Source organism: Sphingopyxis sp. GW821-FHT10B01 (assembly GCF_059415685.1).
Map to the genome: position 1 here is coordinate 829,209 of NZ_JBWKNS010000001.1, position 17,365 is coordinate 846,573.

General features: G+C 64.5%; 15 protein-coding genes, 1 tRNA gene and 1 pseudogene. 7 read left to right on the forward strand and 10 right to left on the reverse strand.

Annotated features, from left to right (window positions below; translation table 11 throughout):
- Positions 1–117: 117 nt before the first annotated feature.
- The 6 genes from AC07NV_RS03690 to AC07NV_RS03715 all read right to left on the reverse strand — a co-directional run bounded on the left by AC07NV_RS03690 (position 118) and on the right by AC07NV_RS03715 (position 7,770).
- Positions 118–762 carry a TetR/AcrR family transcriptional regulator gene (locus AC07NV_RS03690; protein ID WP_495164986.1) on the reverse strand — a complete coding sequence of 215 codons (645 nt, stop codon included), beginning with the start codon at positions 760–762 and terminating at the stop codon, positions 118–120.
- Between the two features lie 246 nt (positions 763–1,008).
- Positions 1,009–1,084, reverse strand: a tRNA-Val gene (locus AC07NV_RS03695).
- Between the two features lie 475 nt (positions 1,085–1,559).
- Positions 1,560–2,531 (reverse strand): magnesium and cobalt transport protein CorA, encoded by a 972-nt coding sequence (locus AC07NV_RS03700; protein WP_495164987.1) that lies wholly within the window; start codon positions 2,529–2,531, stop codon positions 1,560–1,562.
- 64 nt (positions 2,532–2,595) lie between these two features.
- On the reverse strand, positions 2,596–6,114 hold the full coding sequence (locus AC07NV_RS03705; protein ID WP_495164988.1) for a CHAT domain-containing tetratricopeptide repeat protein: 3,519 nt from the start codon (positions 6,112–6,114) through the stop codon (positions 2,596–2,598).
- 109 nt (positions 6,115–6,223) lie between these two features.
- Positions 6,224–6,736, reverse strand: a complete 513-nt coding sequence (locus AC07NV_RS03710; RefSeq protein WP_495164989.1) for a hypothetical protein — start codon at positions 6,734–6,736, stop codon at positions 6,224–6,226.
- A 38-nt stretch (positions 6,737–6,774) separates the two neighbouring features.
- Positions 6,775–7,770, reverse strand: coding sequence for a MarR family transcriptional regulator (locus AC07NV_RS03715; RefSeq protein WP_495164990.1), 996 nt, complete (start codon positions 7,768–7,770; stop codon positions 6,775–6,777).
- A gap of 421 nt (positions 7,771–8,191) precedes the next feature.
- Between AC07NV_RS03715 and AC07NV_RS03720 the strand changes: the two are divergent.
- The 6 genes and pseudogenes from AC07NV_RS03720 to AC07NV_RS03745 form a co-directional block, all read left to right on the forward strand.
- A pseudogene (locus AC07NV_RS03720) lies at positions 8,192–8,491 on the forward strand (thermonuclease family protein); the annotation flags it as partial.
- Positions 8,492–8,626: 135 nt separating this feature from the next.
- On the forward strand, positions 8,627–9,004 hold the full coding sequence (gene crcB / locus AC07NV_RS03725) for a fluoride efflux transporter CrcB (protein WP_495165148.1): 378 nt from the start codon (positions 8,627–8,629) through the stop codon (positions 9,002–9,004).
- A complete protein-coding gene (locus AC07NV_RS03730; RefSeq protein WP_495164991.1) occupies positions 9,001–10,227 on the forward strand; it encodes an RluA family pseudouridine synthase in 1,227 nt (408 codons plus the stop codon). Before crcB ends, AC07NV_RS03730 begins: the two co-directional genes overlap by 4 nt.
- Complete coding sequence (locus AC07NV_RS03735) at positions 10,227–10,853, forward strand: FMN-binding negative transcriptional regulator (RefSeq protein WP_495164992.1); 627 nt, start codon at positions 10,227–10,229, stop codon at positions 10,851–10,853. The genes AC07NV_RS03730 and AC07NV_RS03735 overlap by 1 nt, the downstream gene beginning before the upstream one ends.
- A complete protein-coding gene (locus AC07NV_RS03740; RefSeq protein ID WP_495164993.1) occupies positions 10,850–11,086 on the forward strand; it encodes a hypothetical protein in 237 nt (78 codons plus the stop codon). The genes AC07NV_RS03735 and AC07NV_RS03740 overlap by 4 nt, the downstream gene beginning before the upstream one ends.
- Before the next feature lie 7 nt (positions 11,087–11,093).
- Positions 11,094–11,783, forward strand: coding sequence for an ATP12 family chaperone protein (locus AC07NV_RS03745; protein ID WP_495164994.1), 690 nt, complete (start codon positions 11,094–11,096; stop codon positions 11,781–11,783).
- 160 nt (positions 11,784–11,943) lie between these two features.
- Here AC07NV_RS03745 and AC07NV_RS03750 read toward each other — a convergent pair whose 3' ends face one another.
- From AC07NV_RS03750 to AC07NV_RS03765, 4 genes are all read right to left on the reverse strand, one after another.
- Positions 11,944–12,747 carry a crotonase/enoyl-CoA hydratase family protein gene (locus AC07NV_RS03750; protein WP_495164995.1) on the reverse strand — a complete coding sequence of 268 codons (804 nt, stop codon included), beginning with the start codon at positions 12,745–12,747 and terminating at the stop codon, positions 11,944–11,946.
- Positions 12,744–13,361: a 2-hydroxychromene-2-carboxylate isomerase gene (locus tag AC07NV_RS03755; RefSeq protein WP_495164996.1), complete on the reverse strand. Its 618-nt coding sequence runs from the start codon at positions 13,359–13,361 to the stop codon at positions 12,744–12,746. Before AC07NV_RS03755 ends, AC07NV_RS03750 begins: the two co-directional genes overlap by 4 nt.
- Entirely contained in the window at positions 13,361–14,887 is a 1,527-nt protein-coding gene (locus AC07NV_RS03760) for an acyl-CoA synthetase (RefSeq protein WP_495164997.1), read from the reverse strand. The genes AC07NV_RS03755 and AC07NV_RS03760 overlap by 1 nt, the downstream gene beginning before the upstream one ends.
- 142 nt (positions 14,888–15,029) lie before the next feature.
- Positions 15,030–15,743 (reverse strand): response regulator transcription factor, encoded by a 714-nt coding sequence (locus AC07NV_RS03765; RefSeq protein WP_495164998.1) that lies wholly within the window; start codon positions 15,741–15,743, stop codon positions 15,030–15,032.
- Positions 15,744–15,830: 87 nt separating this feature from the next.
- Between AC07NV_RS03765 and AC07NV_RS03770 the strand changes: the two genes are divergently transcribed.
- Entirely contained in the window at positions 15,831–17,363 is a 1,533-nt protein-coding gene (locus AC07NV_RS03770) for a class I adenylate-forming enzyme family protein (protein WP_495164999.1), read from the forward strand.
- Positions 17,364–17,365: the final 2 nt, after the last annotated feature.

Genomic DNA, 17,365 nt, shown 5'->3' on the forward strand with positions numbered 1-17,365 from the left:
GCGGAAAACTATATATACGTCCAACAACTGTCAACTATGTGACAGTCGAGAGCCCGCGAGCCCTTCAAACTGCACAAGAAGAATTTGATTAGAAAAAGAAAAATTCGGGACCGGTTGTCAGACGGAGTCGATCCGGCCCGGTACCTCCAATGCCGAACGTATGGTGGGCAGCGTCCATTCGCTGATCTTGCCGACGTCGAGCGACGGGTCGAGCCGCAATTGCGTTGCGACCCCCAGTTGGAAGCTGCCGATCGACAGCGCCGCCGTCTCGGGATCGACATCCTTGCGGATCGTGCCGTCCGCCTGTCCGCGTTCGATCATCAGGACGAGCGTCTTTTTGACCTTTTGATGTGCGTCGACAAAGGCGGGCTGGGTCGGCGCCTTGTTCGCGACCGTCGCGGCGAGCAGGACAAAATAGGACAGGCTCAGATGATCGACCGTAATTTCTTCGAGGAAGGTCCGCACATAGATCATAATCTCGTCAAGCGGGTTGCCGACGGCATCCCGCCCCTCGGCATATCGCGCCTCGAGACGCGCATTCAGAAAATCGACAACCGCCAGGACCATCCCGTCCTTGGAACCGAATTTCTGACTCGCAAGCCCGCGCGAAAAGCCCGAAACCTCACCGATCCGGTCAAAGGTCAAGGCGGCATAACCCTCCTCGACCAGCACACGCGCCGCAGCATTCAGAAGCTTGAGCTCTGACGCGCTACTCCGGTCCGCCTGCGTTCGGCGCCCTTGTTTGGTCCCTGCCCTCGTCATCGAAATCGCTTTAGACAGTCTTGCCCCACCACTGGCAAATAATTTCACGATGCTGAAGAAACAGTGCGCAGGCCCATGCCGTGCCCCGTCCGGCACAGAAGGACCGAGGTCACGCAGATGGCGGCCATATGCTGCTACCGAAAGCGTCTCTACGCCGACGCTCCCCTCCTGGCATCAATCCAAATCACCGACATATAGCGACAACGACGTCTGCGTCGCAGGGATTGCCGTCAACCGGGGACTGGATGGTGGGCGCTGACGGGCTCGAACCGCCGACCCTCTCGGTGTAAACGAGATGCTCTACCAACTGAGCTAAGCGCCCCACTCGGTGGGAGGCGCGCAAATGCGGGCATTTATGTCGCCCGTCAAGGCCTTTGAGAAGAAGCGAGACGAACCAATCGAAAACATTAGGACACGAGAGTCCCGCAAAATTCCCGAAACATGTTCGCCGTCTGTGCCAAAGTGCGAATGTCCGATAAGGGGTGGGAAGCGGATGTTGCTCTCCCCTCCCGCAAGCGGGAGGGGCAGCGAGGCTTGCCAGCTTGCTGGCTAGCCGCAGCGGGGTGGGCACGAACGCAACGTCGCTGCCCACCCCCGACCCCTCCCGCTTGCGGGAGGGGAGAAGATGTCAGCAACTGGTCGTTAGCTGCCATTCGTGCCGATCTGGATCGAATGACCGGAATCGACCAGTCGCGGACGATCCGTTCAGCGGTATGGTTGACGCGAATAGCGGTGAAGGAGGTCGCAAAAAAGATGCTGAAATGCGGTCGCGGCTGGCAAGTGATGCGTAGCAAAAGTCAAAGCCAGCCGATGTGCTTGAAGCGCCAGAAGACGAGTCCCGAACCGCCAAAAATCAAGGCAAGCGCGAACGGATAACCGAAAGACCAGCCGAGTTCGGGCATGAATTCGAAATTCATGCCGTAGATGCCGGCAATCGCAGTCGGAACGGCAAGAATCGCGGCCCAGGCCGCGAGCTGACGGGTAATCATGCCCTGACGTTGCTGTTCCAGCATGCCATTGGTTTCGATCACCGATGCGGCGATATCGCGCAAACCGACAAGGCGAAATTCGGCGCGTTGCACATGATCCCAGATGTCGCGGAAAAAGGGACGCACGGCAGGATCGATATTGGGTAGATCCTCCTCTGTCGCGAGTCGTCCGGCGACCTCCTTCATCATCCCGACGAGGCGCTGGAAGCGAATGATTTCATGCCGCTGCGCGTAAAGGTGGCGAATCTCGGCGGCATCGAGCGGCGTGTCCATCACGCTTTCCTCGACCAGCAGCATCCGATCCTCAATCGCATCGACGACCGGAAAATAGCCATCGACGATGAAATCGAGCACCGCATAGAGGACATAATCTGGGCCGTGCGCCAATTTCGCGGGCAAGGTTTCAAGTCGGGCGCGGATATCGGTATGCGTCCGTGCCGACCCGTGGCGAACGCTGACAAAGAAATGCGGACCCAGGAAAAAGGCCGTTTCGCCGGGGTGGATCGTATCGGCGTCGAGATTGGCGGTCCGCGTGATGACAAAGAGCTGGTCGCCATAGGCCTCGACCTTCGGCAACTGGTTCGCCTTCAGCGCATCCTCGACCGCAAGCGGATGAAGACCAAATCTTTTCGCGATGCCTTCCAGCTCGCCCGGCGTGGGTTCATAAAGGCCGAGCCAGAAGAAATCGCCGTCGTCGCAATCCTCCGGAAGCTCCTCGTCGGGTCCGATGTCGCGGACAAGCTTGCCGTCGTGATAGACGCGGGCGGCCATGATCGGCATGCGGCGGAAACTCCCTTGATCTGCGGCGCCTACATAGGGCGCGCGACGATGAAGGGAAATGCGTTCAATCGTCGCGATTGGCGATATTGGTGAAAGCCGCCCATGCGGCGGGGTGCGCCCAACCGGCCTTCCAGCCAGTTATGGCAGTGCCGTCCGCGCGCTTGCCGCTGCGTACCGCCTTCATCCCCAGTTGCAGCGCCTGCGCGCGCGACATGTCGGGATTCGCACGCCGCGCCATCAGCGTCTCGACCGTCAGCACCGCAGTCGCTTCGTCCGAAACACGCCAGTGGCTGGCGAGCAGCGCGTCGGCTCCCGCATAAAGAAAACCGCGGGCGAGCGCCGAAAGACTGTCGCCGCCGCCCGAATTCTCGGCCGATGCGGTGTTGCATGCCGACAGGATGACCCAGTCGGCCGACAGCGTCAGCCGTGCGGCCTCGGTCGCGGTCAGCAGACCGTCGTCCATGTCGCTGGGTGTCGCGGGCGGAGTCAGCACCAGCCCCGGTTCGCCAAAGCCGAGGCCGGGATCGGGGAGGAGCCCGTGCGTCGCGATCGCGATGATATTACTCGTCGACAGAACGGCGTCCTGGCGGAGCGCCGCTTCGGTGGCTTTGCCGTCGAGCGTCAGGCTGGCAGGCGAGGCGCCGAACAGATTCGCCATCGCAGCAAGCTCGACCTTCGTACCGGGAAGCGGCGCCAGCCGGCGGAGCGCATCGGGGTCGGCGAGCGGCGAACCGGCGGCCGAAACGCCGTCGAAAACACCCACCCCCGCCGCAGCGCGCGAGCCCGTGTCGCCGCCGAGCAGGACCGGGGCACCATAGCCGCGGAAGCCCGTGTCGCGGCGGGCGGCGCGCGCTTCGCGGGTAAGCGTCAGCGCGGCGACCGAAGGCAGGCTGGTAAAGGCATAGCGATCGGCGAGCCAGCCCGCGCGGGCGAGCGTGTCGGGATCGGCAAGGTCGGCGCCCTGGGGGAGCGGTGTCGCGGACAGCATCGCGAGCGGCAGATCGCCAAGCTTGCCCGAGCTTGCGACATAGAGGCGCGTCGTGCTTTTCAGCAGCGGCTCGATCGGCTCGATCAGTTCCTTGTAGAGCGCGTGCGCGGTGTCGAGGTCGAAACGCTGATGCCCCTCCAGCTCCTTCACCGTCGCCGGCAGGGCGTCGAGCTCCGCCTTGCGCGCCGCCGAACAGGTTGCAAAGTCGACGTCGCAGCGCAGATCGGAAATCTGTTTGAGGATGACGTCGATTTCCTTGCCCGGCCGGCTCCAGCCGACCGCGTCCGGGGTCACGACGAAAAGATGGAAGGTGTTCGCCGCCTCGGTCATCAACAGCAACGCTTCGCCGGGTCGCAAGGCCTTTTGCGTCTCCGCGAGGCCAATCGGGCGCGGCGATACGAATTGGCGGTACGCAGGATATTTCTTGTCGATCAGGGCGCTGACATCGGCCAGTTCGGCTTGAACGCCGTCGAGTTCGCCGCGCAGCCGCGCCGCTTCGACGGGCTTTTGGTCGCTGAGCGCGCGCAGCAGATTCTTGTCGATGAGGTTGGCGCGCGCGGCGAGATCCTGTTCCTGCCGCACAGCCTCGGCCATCTGCGGCGTTTTCGCAGCGCCCCGCGCGGCGGTCTGGAGCACCGCGCGGCCCGCCGCCGAGCTGACCGCGTCTTGCGCGGCGCGAAAAGCGCGATCCTGAAGCTGCGATTGTTCGGCCGCTCCGGGCGTGTCGCTCATCAGCCCGAAGGCGGCATTCATATAGGTGGTGAACAGGCCGCGATCGGGATTCGCCTGTCGCCGATCCAGCCCCGACAACGCGACGGCATCGCGGCTCGCCGCGCCCTGATCGTTCAGACGCCGCACGATGGCGACCGCCTTGGCCGCAGCCTGTTCGGCCTCGGCGGCCTTGCCCTGCCGCAGCAAGTTCGACGCCAGATTATCATAGGCGTGCGCAGTGTCGATATGCGCCTCGCCAACGCTGTGCTGCAGGATCGCCAGCGACTGACGGTAATAGGGTTCGGCGGCCTTGTCGCCGTTCGCGCCGCCGCCCCGGATCAGCGCGGCACCGACGCTGTTATAGGCAACGGCGGTGAGCGGGTGATTTTCGCCGAGCAGACGACGGCGGATCTCGAGCGCCTTGATCGTCATCTCGGCTTCTTCGGCGTGGCGGCCCATATCGCCGAGGGTCGAGCCGAGACTGACATAGGCCCAGGCGGTTTCGGGATTGTCGTCGCCAAACTTCGCCTGAAAAATGCCGAGCGCCTGCCGCATCAGCGGCTCGGCGGCCTCCGAACGGCCATCGTTGCGCAAATTATAGGCGAGGTTGATCAGCGTCGTGGCATAGGAAGGATGATTGACCCCGCCCACCCGTTCCTGAATTTCCAGCGCGCGGCGGTACATGGGCTCGGCTTCGGTATAACGCCCTTGCTGGTTCAGATTGTGCGCGACATTGGCGTACATCGTTGCGGTGCGTTCGCTGCTTTCGCCGAGTGACTGGCGCGTGATGTCGAGCGCCTTGCGCACCAGCGGTTCGATCGCGCTCGGCGGCAGGCCCTGTTTCTCCATGTTCAGCCCGAGGTTATTATAGGCCTCGCCGGTCAATGGGTGACTCTCGCCGAGCAATCTGGTGCGGATGGCCAGCGCCTTGCGATAAGCGGTGTCGGCCTCGCCGAAACGTCCTTCGAGCCCAAGGCTATATGCGACCGCGGTATAGCCGAGCGCGGCTTCGGTACTGTCGTCCCCCTTTGCCGTACGCCACAGGTCGAGCGCCTTGTTCGCCGACGTCGACGCCTCGGCATAGCGTCCCATATCGCCGAAATTCACCGCGCTGTTATAGTGGCGCAGCGCGACGTCGGCGCTGGTCGTTCCCGATAGCCCCTCGTCGATCTTGAGCGCCTTTTCGAGCATCGGGGCGGCTTCGTCGAAGCGCCCGAGGCTGCGCAGCACGACGGCAAGATTGCCGTAACCCGACGCCGTTTCGCGGTGGTTCTCGCCATGAACCGCCAGGCTGGCCGCGAGCGCTTTGCGGTAGAGCGCCTCCGCGCCCTTCATGTCGCCAAGGTCGGACATCACCGACGCAAGGTTGCTGGTCGCGACGATCGTCTTGGGGTCGCGTTCGCCCTTGCTGGCAGTGCGCGCGGCGAGGATCGCGCGGCGCAGCGGCAACGCCTCGGCGGGGCGGCCCTGCTTGATATAGTTCGACGAGAGGAAGCCGTAGGCCGTCAGCGTTTCATCGTCATTCTCGCCCATCGCGGTGCGATTGATGTCGAGCAGGCGCTTCCAATAGCCCTCGGCTTCCTTGAGCTGGTTCTGGTCCTCGAGATTGCCGGCGAGCAGGCGATATCCCAGGCTGGTGATCAAGCCATCGGCGCCATAACGCTTCGTCGCTTCGCCGATCCAGCGCCGATAGACCGCGCCGGCCTCGCGCGTTTTGCCCGCACGATCGAGTTCCATGCCGCTATTGATCAGATCGAGCATCTTCTGCTGATCGCCGTCGAGTTCGCTGGAGGGCGCGTCCTGCGCAAAGGCCGGCGGCGGCGCCGCGGTCCAGAGCGGCGCGGCGAGAAGGAGCGCCAGAAGGCGGTGTCGACGGTTGGCCATGATCGGCGTTTCCCTGTTTGGACCCAACATACAGAATATATTGGGATATTGTCACTTCCAAGGCGTTTATGCCAGACCGTGTATCCGCGATGTGACGGGCGTCACTCGGTCAGATATCCCGGCTGTCATAGGCCCATTGCAGCAGGGCCTGCCGCTGCCTCGGCCGGCAAAAGGGGTCGCCTGGCTCGCAATGTTTGCGGACCTGCGCCGCATGGCGCCGGAATGCCCGCCATCGCGCGATCTGGCGCCGGTCCTCGCCGGGCGTCCTCCGGCCGGAATAATAGCGGCAATACCATTGGAACCAGCCGCGCGGGTCGTCGGGATGGATCCAGCCCTTTTCGACCCAGACGCGCAAGGGAACGCTGGCGCGAATCCCGAAATAATTGAGCGAACAGTCGGCGCGACCCGCCGCAAACCGGGCCTTTTCGAACCAGCTCGCCGGGAATTCGGCGGCGCAGTCGGTCATATATTTCCCGCAGAACACCCCGAGTGTCAGAATCTCTGCCGGGGTGAGCTCGGGATCGAAGCCGGAAGCGAACGCCTTCCCCATCGGAGCCGTACGCATATAGCGATAGTCTTGCTGCATCCGGTCGTTCACGACCACTTCGACGGCGTCCTTCATAATCGAAGCCTAGCGGCGACGATCGCAGAGGACCACGCCTATTCCTCCAGCGCCTCGAAATAGCGCGCGAGCGCATTGCACGCGCCTTCGGCCAGCGCGATGAAGATGCGGCGACCATCGTGCGGATCGTCCTCGCGCAGGAACAACCCGGCGTCGGTCATCGTCTTGATCCAGCGCAGCGCGGTTGTCGCGGGCACTGCCGCCGCGATGCACAGGCTCGACACCGATACCGGCTGGCGCTCGAGCCGCGCGGCATAGAGGTCGAGCAGCATGTCCCACGCCGGATCGGCGAACAGGTCGGCGGGGAAATATTGTTCGCGCATCCGCCGCTGGCGCAGCATCCGCCGCACCGCCTTGGCGCGCTGCCGGTCGAGCATGCGTTCTTCGGGAACGAAGCTGCGCGGAATCGCGGTAAAATCGCGAGGCGGCGAACGCACCTGTCCTGAATAATCCGCCAACGCCTCCCCGCGCGATGCGAAGTCCGTCGGCATCCCGCCGAGGCTGCGCTGGCCGGCCAGATCGCCGAGCAGGCGCGAGATACGCGCGACTTCCTCCTGCAACCGGTCGATCCGCTCCATCGCATCGTCGCGCGCGATGTCGTGTACCGCCATGTGCGATAGGGGTCGCACCGCCGCCAGCGCGACCAGCCGATCGGTCGCATCGGCATCGACCAGAAATTCGGTTCGCAGCCCATCGGGGATCGCGGCCATGATGCGGTCGAGCGCAGCGATCGTCGTTTCACAGATCAGGCTGCATCTCCGCTCGGCCGCCGCCGCGAAAATATCCGCGAGCATTTCGCTCTCGATCGTTTCCGCCGCCGCGAGCCAGACAATGTCGACCGCCGCCATTTGGCGCATATGACCGGCAGCACGCCTCGCCGCCATAATCGCGGCGAGGCGTACACCGCCAACGCTCGCAATGTCGGGCGCACAATCCTGCGGCCCGACGAACAGCAACCGCGCCTGCGTGACCTCAGCGATTCCGAACTGGCCCGGATAAAAGTCCGGCCGGGTCTGCACCTCTTGATCCAGCATGCTGCCTGTCCCCTTCTATCGCGCCACCTTGGCGTTACTATGTCGTCGTTTCGGCGGTATTCACCTTTTGTTCGCTCCCGTTTGCCGCCAATCCGGACCCAGGCCCGATAGTCTGCACGAGTCGGCGCGCGGCGGCCGGAGCAGGATTGGTCCATTTTGGACATGGTTTGTTCTCCCCCTCAACCGCTTATTCGCCCTTGCCAAGCCGCCGGCATCGAGTCAGGCGGGCCCGATGGCTTTCGGCCCTTCCTCGCTCACGCGGCTGCGCTGGCGGCGGCGTTTCCGCTCGCTGGTTGCACTGATGCTACTCGCCGGGCTGGCGTTCGCCGCATGGGGGTGGCTGCCCGCGCCCGCGGTGACGGTGCCGCTCGTCCATGTGATCGACGGGGACAGCCTGACCGTACAGCAAGACGGTGCCCCCATGACGATCCGCCTCACCGGCATCGACGCGGTCGAATATCGGCAGAATTGCACCGGCGCCGCTGCGCCATGGCCGTGCGGACGCGAGGCGCGGACCGCCCTGGAAAAGCTCGCGGGCGGGGGGCCGCTCTTTTGTGAGGTTGCGGCAAAGGACCGCTATGGCCGAACCCTCGCCGCGTGCCGCACCGCCGCCTTTCCGGACGGCATCGACCTCGGCGCCGAGATGGTGCGGCTGGGTTGGGCCGTGGCGACCGGCGATGCCTATCTGGTCGAGGAGGGAGAGGCACAGGCAAGGCGGCGCGGTATCTGGCAGGGCGACTTCGCCCAGCCCGCCGACTGGCGCGGCGCACGAACGCCCGGCCACGGCACTGGCGCCACCCGACGCATGATAATGGCCCGCTATGCCTCGCCGCCGTTTCCGGCTAGGGCGAGCGCTATGAACAGCCTGTTTCCCGTCATGATCGGCGGCGCGATCGGCGCCGGGGCCCGCCATCTGGTCGGCCAGGCGATGCTCGCGCGGCTCGGCCCCGGCTTTCCCTGGTGGACGCTGTCGATCAATATCGCCGGCAGCCTTTTGATGGGCCTGCTGGTCGGCGCCCTCGCGCGCGGCGACGGCGGCGATACGACGCGGCTGTTCGTGGGCGTCGGGATTCTCGGCGGCTTCACCACCTTCTCCTCTTTCAGCATGGAATTCTGGATGCTTTTCGAACGCGGCCAAAACGCTCAGGCGGCCGCCTATATCCTCGCGTCGGTCATCGGCGCGATCGCCGCCTGCGGGCTCGGTCTGTTTATCATGCGACAGGTGCCGGCATGAGCGAACCCAAAGCAACACGCGATGGCGCGACGATCGCCGAAGAAGATGACGGCATCCGGCTCGATCGCTGGTTCAAGCGTCACCGCGAAGGGACGCCGCACGCGCTGCTCGCGCGTTGGGCGCGATCGGGGCAACTGACGCTCGACGGAAAAAAGGCCGATGTGTCGGACCGGATCGCAACCGGGCAGATTCTCGTCATGCCGACCCCGCCGGTCGAGACCGCCGCACGTCCCGCGCGCAAGGGACGCCCGCTCAGCGACGCCGACGTCGAGCTGGCGACGGGAATGATGATCCATCGCGACGCGAGCGCGATCATCCTCAACAAACCCCCCGGACTCGCAACGCAGGGCGGCACCAAGACCGAACAGCATGTCGACGGCCTGCTCGACGCGCTGAAGTTCGACGGGCCGACCCGGCCGAAGCTCGTCCACCGGCTCGACAAGGACACGTCGGGCGCGCTGCTGATCGCGCGGACGCCGAAGGCTGCGGCCTATTTCGCCAAAAGCTTTTCGAACCGCAGCGCGAAAAAAACCTATTGGGCGCTGATCGTCGGCGTGCCCGACATCCAGCAGGGCGAGATCGACCTGCCGCTCGCCAAGCAGCCGGGGTCGGGCGGCGAAAAAATGCATGTCCATGACGAAGGCCTCCCCTCGCGGACGCGCTACCGCGTCATCGAACGCGCCGGGAACAGCGCCGCATGGGTCGAATTGCAACCGCTGACCGGCCGCACCCACCAGCTGCGTGTCCATATGGCGGCGATCGGCCACCCGATCGTCGGCGACGGCAAATATGGCGGCAAGGGCGCCTTCCTGACCGGCACGATCAGCCGCAAGATGCATCTGCACAGCCGGCGGCTGCGCATCGACCATCCCGATGGCGGCGCGATCGATATCAGCGCCGAGCTGCCGGCCCATTTTGCCGCCAGCCTCGACGATCTGGGATTCGATAAACTGCTCGGCGACATCGGCCTCGATGCGGGCGAAAAAGGCCCGCCGCCGAAATCGGCGCTGAAGGCGCAGGCGAAAGCGCACAGCAAGCAGATCCGCAAGGCGCGGCGCGGCGAGCGGCGCGGCCGCACCGCAGAGGGTAAGCCCACCGACTTTGTCGGCAAGCCGAAACCCAAGGCCAAGGCGGGCAAGCCCGGCAAGACCGCACCGAACAAGCCGACGGGCAAGAAACCGAGCGCGAAGAAGCATCCGGCGCGCCCACCCAAAGCGAGCTGATGCATCCCAATTCTGCCTTCCGTCCCCGCCCCCGGCAGGACGATCTTGCCGAGCTGCTCGTGCGCGAGATCGGCTTTGCCGCGATCTTTGCAAGCACGCCCGACGGACCGCGCGTCGCGCATGCGCCGGTGGTGCTGAGCGACGACCGGAGCACGCTGCAATTCCACCTCGCGCGCGGCAACGCGCTGACCCGCCACCTGGGTGGCACCAGCGCGCTCGCCGTCGTGCAGGGCCCCGACGCCTATGTCAGCGCGAGTTGGTACGCCGACGCCGATCAGGTGCCGACGTGGAATTATGTCGCGATCGAGATGGAAGGTATGGTGCGCAAGCTCGACGATAGCGAACTGATCGCGCAGCTCGATACGCTGTCGGCCAGCCACGAAGCGCGCATCGGCGCAAATCCGCCCTGGACCCGCGACAAAATGAACCCCGCGCTGTTCAGCAAGATGACCGGCGCCATTACCGGCTTTGACATGCGCATCACCGCGTGGCGCCCGACGATCAAGCTGTCGCAGAATAAATCGGCCGATGAACGCGAACGCGTGATCAACGGGATCGAGGCAACCGGCCACGGCGCGCTCGCACAGTTGATGCGCCACCTCGGCGGCGATAGGGATGACGCATGACCCAAACCAGCGACGCTCTCGCCAAGAAACGTTTCTTCGCCCTCTCGATCATGCGCCTGATGGGCGCCGCCTTTGTGGCGATCGGCTTCATCCTGATCGGCGGCGGCTTCGCGCTCGCGGGCCAACCGACCGACCGCTGGATCGGCGTCGCGATCGTGCTGATCGGCGCATTTGATTTCGCCGTCATGCCGCTGCTGCTGGCGCGGCGCTGGCGCTCGCCCAAAGATTTGTGATCGACCGGTGAAGCGTTTCTGGAAAGAGGTCGACGTCGCCCGGCAAGATGGCGGCTGGGGCATTGCGCTGGATGGCCGGCCGATGCGCACGCCGCAGCGCGCGCCGCTGGTCGTCACCAGCGCGGCGCTCGCTGATGCGATCGCCGCCGAATGGCGGGAGCAGGGCGAGACGATCGATCCCGCTGCGATGCCGATGACCGGTCTCGCCAATGCCGCTGTCGACCTTGCCGCGCCCGACCCCGCGGCCTTTGCCGAGCCCGTCGCCGCTTATGCCGCGACCGACCTGTTCTGCTACCGCGACGACCGCGACGCCCTGTTGCAGGCGGAGCAGGCTGCGGCATGGAACCCCATGCTTGCCTGGGCCGAAGACCGCTTCGCAATCGAGTTCGCGATTACGCAGGGTATCCTGCCCATCGACCAGCCCCCTGTAACGATCGCGGCGTTGCGCGCGGCAACCTTTGCCGTCGATCCCTGCCGGATGGCGGCCTTGACCAAGCTCGTGACCATCGGGGGTTCGCTCGTCGCCGGGCTGGCGCTGATCGAGGGCGCGTTCGACGCCGACGCGTTGTGGGAAGCGGTCAGCCTCGACGAACTTTATCAGGAACGCCGTTGGGGCGCTGACAGCGAAGCGCAAAAGACACGCGCCGCCCACAAGCGCGACTGGGACAATGCGGTGCGGTTTCTGGGGTTGCTTTAACCCCGCTAACGCCCCGTTCGTGTCGAGCGAAGTCGAGACACCCATCGATCTTGCACGGCACCGAGGGGTATCTCGACTTCCGGCTATGCCGGAAGTTTATCCTGAGCGCCTGCCAAGGCAGTCGAAGGGCTCGATACGAACGAAACCGATATGACAGCGGCTAGTCCGTAAAATTCGGCTTCCGCTTCTGCATCCCGGCCATCACCGCTTCCATCTGGTTCGGGGTACGGATGACCTTCACCTGTTCGTCGCTTTCGGCCTGCAGGATGTCGGCGTCGCTCGCATGGCCAAGCATATTGCACAGCCGCTTGGCGCCGCGGATCGCGTGCGGGTTCTTGTCGGCGATCACATGGGCGAGTTCCATCGCCCGCGTCAGCGGGTCGTCGGACACATGCGTCGCGAACCCCAGCAGCTTGGCTTCCGACCCGTTGAATTCGCGGTTGGTATAGATCATCTCGCGCAACACATCGTCGGCGACCTGCGTGCGCCACAGCGCCATGCCCGCGACGTCGGGGACAAGGCCCCAGCGCATTTCCATGATCGCGATGCGGGTATCGGGATGGACGATACGGATGTCGGCCGCGGCCATGATCTGGCTGCCCGCGCCAAAGGCGACGCCGTGCACCGCGGCGATCACCGGCACCGGGATTTCGCGCCAGCCCCAGGCGGCATATTGCGCGTTGTTCGAAATGCCCTTTGTACGATCGGACAACGTGCCGCCGGCGCTGCTCGCGCCGGGATCGCGATCATTGCTGAGGCTGGAGAGGTCGAGCCCAGCGCAGAAAGCGCGGCCTTCGCCCGACAGCACGACAACGCGGAGGCCCGCCATCGCCTTCAACTGATCGATCGCCTCGGCCAGCGCGTCCCACATCGCGGGGTCGAGCGCGTTCATCTTGTCGGCGCGGATCAGGCGGACGTCGGCGATGCCGCCGCCCAGCATGGTGATCGAAATCCGGTCTTTCATGGGAGAGTCCTCGTAAGCGCCGCCTCGACGAGCGGCAGTTGGTCGTTGCCGAAATACATGTCCTTGCCGTCGACGAACATCGTCGGCGATCCATAGCCGCCGCGCGCGATAACCTCTTCGGTGTTCGCGCGCAGCCGGGCCTTCACCGCATCGCTCGTCGACGCCGCGCGGATTGCCCCGCCATCGAGTCCCGCCGCCGTCGCCACCGCTTCGAGGATATCGGGATCGTCGAGATTTTCCTGCGCGCCAAAATAGCGTCCGAACGCGCCGCGCGCAAAGGCGATCAGTGCCGGCTGGTCATCCTCGAGTGCCGCCGCGAAGCGCATCGCGTTCACACTCTTCGCCGGGTGCCATTGCGAGGGGAAGTTCATTTCCACGCCGGTAAGCCGCGCCCAGTCCTTCAGCACTTTCCAGCTATGCACGAGCTTGCGGTTGTCGGCCTGTTCGCGCGCAGCATAAACGCCCTGGTTCACTGCGTTGAAGATGCCGCCGACCAGCACCGGGCGAAAGATCGCGGCCGCGCCCGTCGCCTCGATGACCCGATGGACATTGGCAAAGGCCAGATAGGTCCACGGCGACGACAGGTCGAAGAAGAATTCGAGGGTGCGCGCCACTACGCCTTCGCCTTTTCCCAATATTGGTCGCGGAGCAGGCGCTTGTAGAGCTTGCCCGTGTCGTGGCGCGGCAGTGCTTCCATGAAATCGATACGGCGCGGAATCTTCACGCCCGACAATTTCTCGCGGGCATAAGCGATCAGTTCATCGCGCAGCGCATCGCCCGCGTCGGCCATGTTCGCGGGCTGGATGACCGCGATGACCTCCTCGCCGAAATCCTCGTGCGGGCCGCCAACCACCGCAACGTCGGCCACCGCCGGATGGGTGACTAGGTGATTCTCGATCTCCTGCGGATAGACGTTCACACCGCCGGTGATGATCATGAAGCTCTTGCGGTCGGTGAGATAGAGGAAGCCTTCTTCGTCGACCTTGCCGACATCGCCCAGCGTCGACCAGCCCTTGCTGTTCCGGCTCGACGCGGTTTTTTCGCTGTCGCCATGATATTCAAAGACATTTTCGCTCTCGAAGAAGACGCAGCCTTCCTCGCCAGCGCCGAGTTCGGTTTCATTGTCGTCGCCCACGATATGAACGGTTCCCAGGATCGGGCGGCCGACGCTGCCCTTGTGGGTCAGCCAGTCCTGACTGGAGACGAACGTCATGCCATTGCCTTCGGACCCCGCATAATATTCGAAGAGCACCGGGCCCCACCAGTCGATCATCGCCTGCTTGACCGGCACCGGGCATGGCGCCGCGGCATGGATCGCGACCTTCAGCGACGATGTGTCGTAACGGCCCCGCACATCGTCGGGCAATTTGAGCATCCGCACGAAATGGGTCGGCACCCACTGGCTGGCGTTCACTCGATATGTTTCGATGTGCGACAGCGCCGCTTCGGGATCGAATTTTTTCATCAGCACGACGGTGCCGCCAAGGCGGTGGATGGTCATCGACCAGCGCAGCGGCGCGGCGTGATACAGCGGCGCCGGGGACAGATAGATGCTGTCGGCATTGATCTGGAACACCGCCGAGGCGAGCATGACAAGGCTGTTGGCGGCATCGATCGCGCGATCCTCGGGCAACGGCACGCGCACCCCCTTGGGACGTCCCGTGGTACCCGAAGAATAAAGCATATCCACCCCCGCACGCTCGTCGGCCACCGGTGTCGCGGGCATCGCGCCGACCGCGTCTTCCCAGCTCTCATAACCGGGGATCGTCCCGCCCATCGCAAAGCGCTTGATCTGCGTCGTCAGCTGCTGCGCTGCACCGGCAAGGCTCGCCGACACGATAAGGATCTTCGCCCCCGAATTTTCGAGAATATAGTCGGTCTCGTCCTGCGTCAGCCGCGACGAAATGCACACATAGCGCAGCCCCGCGCGCTGGGCGCCCCAAGTCAGCCCGTAATAATGCGGGGTGTTGTCGAGCATGAAGGCGACGACGTCCTCATGCCCCAGCCCGTGCGACCGAAAGAGCTGAGCGGCGCGATTCGAGGCGGCGTCGAGTTCGCCATAGCTGATCGCCTCCCCCGTCTCGGCGACGATGATCGCGGGTTTGTCGGGATTGCTGCGGGCATGGACTGAGGGGTGCATCGGGCGTCTCTCCGGGAATCGTTGCTTTCTTTATGTCGAAGATCAGTAGCAACCTGAAACTTTCGGTCAAGCGAGGGAGGACCGCTGACAGGATCGCGATCAAGAAGCGGCAAATTGCGGAGCAAGATTGGCGGTGCCGGGCCTAGTCCGGCCGGGAGCGCAGCGCGTAGCCCTGCCCCTTCACCGTGTGGAGCATCGGCCAGTCGAAGCCGCGGTCGACCTTGACGCGCAACCGCGACATGTGCACCTCCACCCGGTTGGTACCGGGGTCGAAATCAAGCCGCCACACCGCTTTCAGCAAGGCACCGCGCGACAAGGGCCGGTCGGGCACGCGCGCGAGGTTCGCGAGCAGGTCGAACTCGCGCAGCGGCAGACGAATGAGTTGCCCCGCGCGCTCGACGCGCCGGTCGATGAGGTCGATGCGCAACTCGCCCTCACCGAGCTGGCCGGCGGCGATACGGCTACGCCGGAGCAGTCCTGCGATCCGCGCGAGCACTTCGGGCAGATTGCCGGTCCATCCGACCGCATCGTCGGCGCCGGCGCCAAGCGCCACCATCCGGTCCTCAAGTGAATCGCGGTCCGAAACGGCGATCAAGGGCCGTCGTCCAGCGATCGACCGCGCCAACCGGACAAACTCGAAGGGCTCCTGCCAGTCGAGAAACGGGTTGATGACAAGCAGGTTGAAACAACTGTCGACCCAAGGCCGCAGGCCGTTCACATGCGGCGGCAGCAATTCCACCGTCAAACCCGCGCGCTCGATCGCATCGCCGAGCGCCCCGGCACGTTCTGTGAGCGGATGATAGATAGCAACGAGCAGCTTCCTGTCGCCTGCCCCTGCCATATCCGACGATATCATCCGCAAACCCCGCCGTCGTCGTAACATCCTGTCGCCCCGCCGCCCCACCGGCATTGCACCGCCTTTCGGCTGTGCTAATCCACAGGAATGACCAGTATCGAAATGCTCGACGGCGACTTCGCCACCCTGCCCGACCTCGTCCGTACCCATGCCGCGGAACGTCCCGATGCCGTAGCGGCTGCCGACGCGCTCCGGCGGCTGAGCTGGTCCGAACTGGATCAATTGGTCGACCGAATCGCCGCCCGCCTGCAACAGGACGGATTCGCAAAGGGCGACCGCACCGCGATTGCGGGCCTCAACAGCGTCGAGCAGATGGCGGTGATCATCGGCACGCTGCGCGCCGGCGGGGTGGCAGGCCTTGTCACCAACAGCGCGACGGGCGAGCAGATGGCGGCGATGATTGCCGACACCGGCGCGCGCCACCTGTTCCTCGACAGCGCCGCCAAGGCGAGCCTCGAAGGGCATGTTATCACCGCGAGCGACCTGATCGCGATGGACGGCAGCGACGCGGGAACCCCGCTCGACGCCTGGCTGTCGCTTGCGGGTGCCAAGCCGGCGCCGGTCGAGATCGTGCCCGAAGACGGCTTCAACATCATCTATTCGTCGGGGACCACCGGCACGCCCAAAGGCATCATCCACAGCCATGCGATGCGCTGGCAGCATATCATCCGCGGCGCGCCCGCCTATGGCCCCCATGCCGTGACGATCCTGTCGACGCCGCTCTATTCGAACACGACGATGGCCAGTTTCATGCCCACCGTCGGGTCGGGCGGGCAGGTCGTGCTGATGAAGAAATTCGACACGCGCGGCTTCCTCGAACTTGCAGCACGCGAACGTGCGACGAACACAATGCTGGTGCCAGTGCAATACCGCCGGATCATGGCGCTGGAAGATTTCGACAGCTTCGACCTCTCCAGCTTCGTCGTGAAATATTGCACGTCGGCGCCCTTTCCCGCCGCGCTCAAGGCGGACATACTCCAACGCTGGCCCGGCGGGCTCGTCGAGATTTACGGGATGACCGAAGGCGGCGCAGCATTCATCCTCGAAGCACACCAGTTTCCCGACAAGCTGCACACGGTCGGCAGACCCGCGCCGGGACATATCGCGAAGGTGATCGACGAAGAAGGCAACGAACTGCCGCAGGGGTCGGTCGGCGAAGTCGTCGGCCGAAGCCCGGCGATGATGACCGGGTACAACAACCGCCCCGATGCGACCAAGGCGATGCACTGGCACGATGCCGAGGGAAATCTCTTCTATCGCCACGGCGACATCGGCCGGATCGACGAGGATGGCTTCCTGACCTTGATGGACCGCGCGAAGGACATGATCATCTCGGGCGGGTTCAACATTTTCCCGAGTGATCTGGAAGGGATCCTGCTGGGCGACGCGCGCGTCGTCGAAGCCGCTGTCGTCGGGATGCCCAGCGAGGAATGGGGCGAAACCCCCGTCGCCTTCGTCGTGCTGAAACCCGGCGCCGATGCCGAGGCTGTGCGCGCCGACTGCAACGCCAAGGTCGGCAAGACGCAGCGGATCAGCGCGATCACCGTCGTTGAAGAATTGCCGCGCAGCCCGATCGGAAAAGTGTTGAAACGCGAGCTTCGGGATGCTTACGCCGGGTAGTT

Coding starts and splice junctions, on each gene's coding strand:
- AC07NV_RS03690 (WP_495164986.1), bottom strand. CDS start 762: ATGACGAGGGCAGGGACCAAACAAGGGCGCCGAACGCAGGCGGACCGG.
- AC07NV_RS03700 (WP_495164987.1), bottom strand. CDS start 2,531: ATGCCGATCATGGCCGCCCGCGTCTATCACGACGGCAAGCTTGTCCGC.
- AC07NV_RS03705 (WP_495164988.1), bottom strand. CDS start 6,114: ATGGCCAACCGTCGACACCGCCTTCTGGCGCTCCTTCTCGCCGCGCCG.
- AC07NV_RS03710 (WP_495164989.1), bottom strand. CDS start 6,736: ATGAAGGACGCCGTCGAAGTGGTCGTGAACGACCGGATGCAGCAAGAC.
- AC07NV_RS03715 (WP_495164990.1), bottom strand. CDS start 7,770: ATGCTGGATCAAGAGGTGCAGACCCGGCCGGACTTTTATCCGGGCCAG.
- crcB (WP_495165148.1), top strand. CDS start 8,627: ATGAACAGCCTGTTTCCCGTCATGATCGGCGGCGCGATCGGCGCCGGG.
- AC07NV_RS03730 (WP_495164991.1), top strand. CDS start 9,001: ATGAGCGAACCCAAAGCAACACGCGATGGCGCGACGATCGCCGAAGAA.
- AC07NV_RS03735 (WP_495164992.1), top strand. CDS start 10,227: ATGCATCCCAATTCTGCCTTCCGTCCCCGCCCCCGGCAGGACGATCTT.
- AC07NV_RS03740 (WP_495164993.1), top strand. CDS start 10,850: ATGACCCAAACCAGCGACGCTCTCGCCAAGAAACGTTTCTTCGCCCTC.
- AC07NV_RS03750 (WP_495164995.1), bottom strand. CDS start 12,747: ATGAAAGACCGGATTTCGATCACCATGCTGGGCGGCGGCATCGCCGAC.
- AC07NV_RS03760 (WP_495164997.1), bottom strand. CDS start 14,887: ATGCACCCCTCAGTCCATGCCCGCAGCAATCCCGACAAACCCGCGATC.
- AC07NV_RS03765 (WP_495164998.1), bottom strand. CDS start 15,743: ATGATATCGTCGGATATGGCAGGGGCAGGCGACAGGAAGCTGCTCGTT.
- AC07NV_RS03770 (WP_495164999.1), top strand. CDS start 15,831: ATGACCAGTATCGAAATGCTCGACGGCGACTTCGCCACCCTGCCCGAC.